Below are 3,234 nucleotides of genomic sequence, written 5' to 3' on the forward strand. Positions count from 1 at the left end.
GCCGGCTTCTCGCCCTCGGCGCACTGCTGGTCGCGGGTGCCGGACCACATCGACAGCCGGCCCAGCCCTTTGGCCTTGGCGAACTCCACCAGCTGGGTGGCGTCCTCGACCGTGAAGATCTCGGTGACGACGTCGTTGACGCCGATCATCGGGGTGACCGCGACCGTCTTCCACGCCTCGGCGTCGTCGAGCCCGAGGGTGTTCTTGATCTGCGCCTGGGTGGCGGTGGCGGCCTGCTCGGCGTAGGTGCCCATGTCGTCGCTGAAGGCGGGGCCGTAGTCCATCGCCATGATGTTGACGGCGTCGACGCGCACGCCGTTCGCCTTGGCGTCGGCGAGCAGGTTCACGCCGTCCTGGGTGAGGCCCTGCGGCATCACCGGGAGGGTGAAGGAGACGTCCAGGTCCGGGTGGGACTTCTGGAGGGCGGCGATCGCCTGGGCGCGGCGGGTGTTGGCCTGCGTGTTGGGCAGCGCGCCGCCCTCGACGTCGAAGTCGACCTTGGTGAGCTGGTAGGTGTCGACGACCTCGGTGTAGGCGGCGGCGAGCGCCTCCACCGAGCCGCAGGTGGTGCCGAGTTCGGAGCCGGCGGCACCGCCGAAGGAGACGCGGACGTCGCCGCCCGCCTCGCGCAGCGCGCCGATCTGCGCGGCCACCGGGTTGTCGCCGAGGCTGCCGGTGCCGCCCCACTTGGGGGTGCAGCCGCCGCCGTCGGTGACGAACGCGAGGGTGTACTCCTTCACGCCGGTCGCCTCGGCGCTCGCCAGCAGGTCGTAGGCCGGGCTGAGCGAGGTGTCGACGTACGGGGCGAAGCCCGCGCCCTCCGCCGCCTCGGTGGCGGGGTCGTCCGTGGCCAGTGCGGTGCTGGTGAACAGGAACGCCCCGCCGGCGGCTACGGCCGCGGCCGCCACCGCGCCGATCGCCTTGTTCCTGCCACTGATCCTGCGCCGGTGCGTGCTCATCGCATGCCTGCCTTCGTTGCCGTTCGTGGGGGGAGGTTGCGGCAGCACGCTAGTGATCGGGAAACGGACAACTCGCGTGATCCGGACGGCGGCAGGGAACCTTAGGGTCCGCTTAAGGAAGGGATCGGGAACGGTTAAAGGACAGGGCGCCGCGGCCCGTGCGGCGCCGGCGGACGCTCCCCCGGTGCCCGCGCCGCCGGGGCGAGCGGTCGCGGCCGTCGAGCTGGATCCAGATGCGCACCTCGGTCCCGCCGAGCACCGAGCGGCCGATGCGCACGTCACCGCCCGTGGACTCGGCGAGGCGGCGCACGATGTCCAGGCCCAGCCCGGTGGAGCCGTCGGCGCCGGAGCCCCGGCCGCGGGCCATCGCCGTCTCGGGGTCGGCTATGCCGGGGCCCGCGTCGGAGACGAGCACGATCACCGCGTCCTCGCCGTTGTGCACGTCGACGGCGAAGGCGGTGCCCTCGGAGGTGTGCCGGAAGACGTTGCCGAGCAGGGCGTCGAGGGCGGCGGCCAGGTCGGTGCGGGCCACGGGGATGCGCACCGGCCGGTCCGCCCCGGCCACCCGCCACTTGCGGCCCTCGTCCTCGGCGAGCGCCGACCAGAACGCCATCCGCTCGCGCACCACCTCGGCCGCGTCGCAGCCCGCGCCGGGTCCGGCGGCGGCCGTCTGCGGCTTGGCGTCGCGGGCGGTGCGGATGATGGTGTCGACCTCGCGCTCCAGCTGCTCGACGGCGGCCCGGGTCTGCTCGGCGGCCGGACCGTCGCCCAGGGAGGCGGCGTTGAGCCGCAGCACGGTGAGCGGGGTGCGCAGCCGGTGGGACAGGTCGGCGGCCAGCTCCCGCTCGTTGGCGAGGAGCTGGACGACCTGGTCGGCCATGGAGTTGAACGCCACGGCGGCCAGCCGCAGTTCGGTCGGCCCCTCCTCGCGGACGCGGGCGCCCAGCTTGCCCTCGCCCAGTTCGTGCGCCCCCTCGACCAGCCGCTGGGCGGGCCGCACCATGCGCACGCCCAGCCGGTCGGCGACCGCGACCGAGCCGACGATCAGGGCGGCGCCGACGGCCGCGAGGACCGCCCAGGCCGTGCCGACGCCGTTGGTGACCTCGGACTCCGGGACGAACACCTCGACGACGGCGATCTCGCCGGTGCTGAGCGCGACCGGCTGGAGCAGGGCGGAGCCGCCGGGCACGGTGGACGTGGAGGCGCGGCCGAGCTCCCGTACGGCGGCGATGTCCTCGTCGGAGGCTCGTCGCCGCCCTATGTCCAGGGGCTGTTCGCCGGCGACGGCCGGGAGGTGCACGGCCATGGCGGCGTCGGAGCCGGCCGACGCGACGACCCGCTCCAGCTGGGCGCGGTCGGTGGTGATGGACAGCGCGGGGGCGACGGCCGCGGCCTCCCGCTCGGCGCCGGCGAAGGCGCGGTCCCGGGCCATCTCGCGGATGACCAGGCCGAGCGGGACGGCGAAGGCCACCACGACCATTGCGGTCACCGCCAGCGACACCTTCACCAGGGCCCATCTCATCGCGGCGGCTCCGCTCCCGACGCGTACGCGGCTCCGGGCGCGTCGGCCGGCGGCTCCAGCTTCACGCCGACGCCCCGCAGGGTGTGCAGGTAGCGGGGACGCGCGGCGGTCTCCCCCAGCTTCCGGCGCAGCCAGGACAGATGGACGTCGATGGTCTGGTCGTCGCCGTAGGACTGCTGCCACACCTCGGCGAGCAGCTCCCGCCGGGGCACGACCACGCCGGGCCGTCCGGCGAGGAAGGCGAGCAGGTCGAACTCGCGCCGGGTCAGGTCGAGCCGGACGCCGTCCAGTTCGGCCTGGCGGCGCAGCGGGTCGACGGTGAGGCCGCCGACCCGGATCACCGGGGAGGGCGCGGCCTCGCCGCCGCCGGAACGGGCGCGGCGCAGCACGGCGGCCATCCGGGCGGAGAGGTGCTCCACCGAGAACGGCTTGGTCAGATAGTCGTCNNCGTCGCGGGCGGTGGCGACGATGACGGGGACGTCGGTGATGCCGCGGAGCATCTTCAGGGCCTCGGAGCCGTCGAGATCCGGCAGTCCGAGGTCCAGGACGACCACGTCGAAGCGGAAATGGGCGACCTCGCGCAGCGCCTCCAGCGCGGTCCCGACGCTGCGCACGGTGTGCGAGGCGTCGGTCAACTGCCGGATGAGCGCCGAACGTACGAACTGGTCGTCCTCGACCACGAGAACACTTGCCATGGGCGGCACCGTACGCCATGCCGGGCGGGGGCGGCCGGGGCCTGTGGACAACTCCGGA

The 3,234-nt window shown here is 74.3% G+C and carries 2 protein-coding genes and 1 pseudogene; all 3 read right to left on the reverse strand.

Annotated elements, in window-relative coordinates; translation table 11 throughout:
- Positions 1–824, reverse strand: a pseudogene (locus tag CCN29_RS05215) (chitinase); the annotation flags it as partial.
- Positions 825–1,071: 247 nt separating this feature from the next.
- Positions 1,072–2,481, reverse strand: a complete 1,410-nt coding sequence (locus CCN29_RS05220) for a sensor histidine kinase (RefSeq protein ID WP_006131564.1) — start codon at positions 2,479–2,481, stop codon at positions 1,072–1,074.
- On the reverse strand, positions 2,478–3,176 hold the full coding sequence (locus tag CCN29_RS05225; protein ID WP_442538239.1) for a response regulator transcription factor: 699 nt from the start codon (positions 3,174–3,176) through the stop codon (positions 2,478–2,480). The genes CCN29_RS05220 and CCN29_RS05225 overlap by 4 nt, the downstream gene beginning before the upstream one ends.
- Positions 3,177–3,234 lie beyond the last annotated feature (58 nt).

Source organism: Streptomyces pseudogriseolus (genome assembly GCA_002154585.1).
GTDB classification, from domain to species: domain Bacteria; phylum Actinomycetota; class Actinomycetes; order Streptomycetales; family Streptomycetaceae; genus Streptomyces; species Streptomyces pseudogriseolus.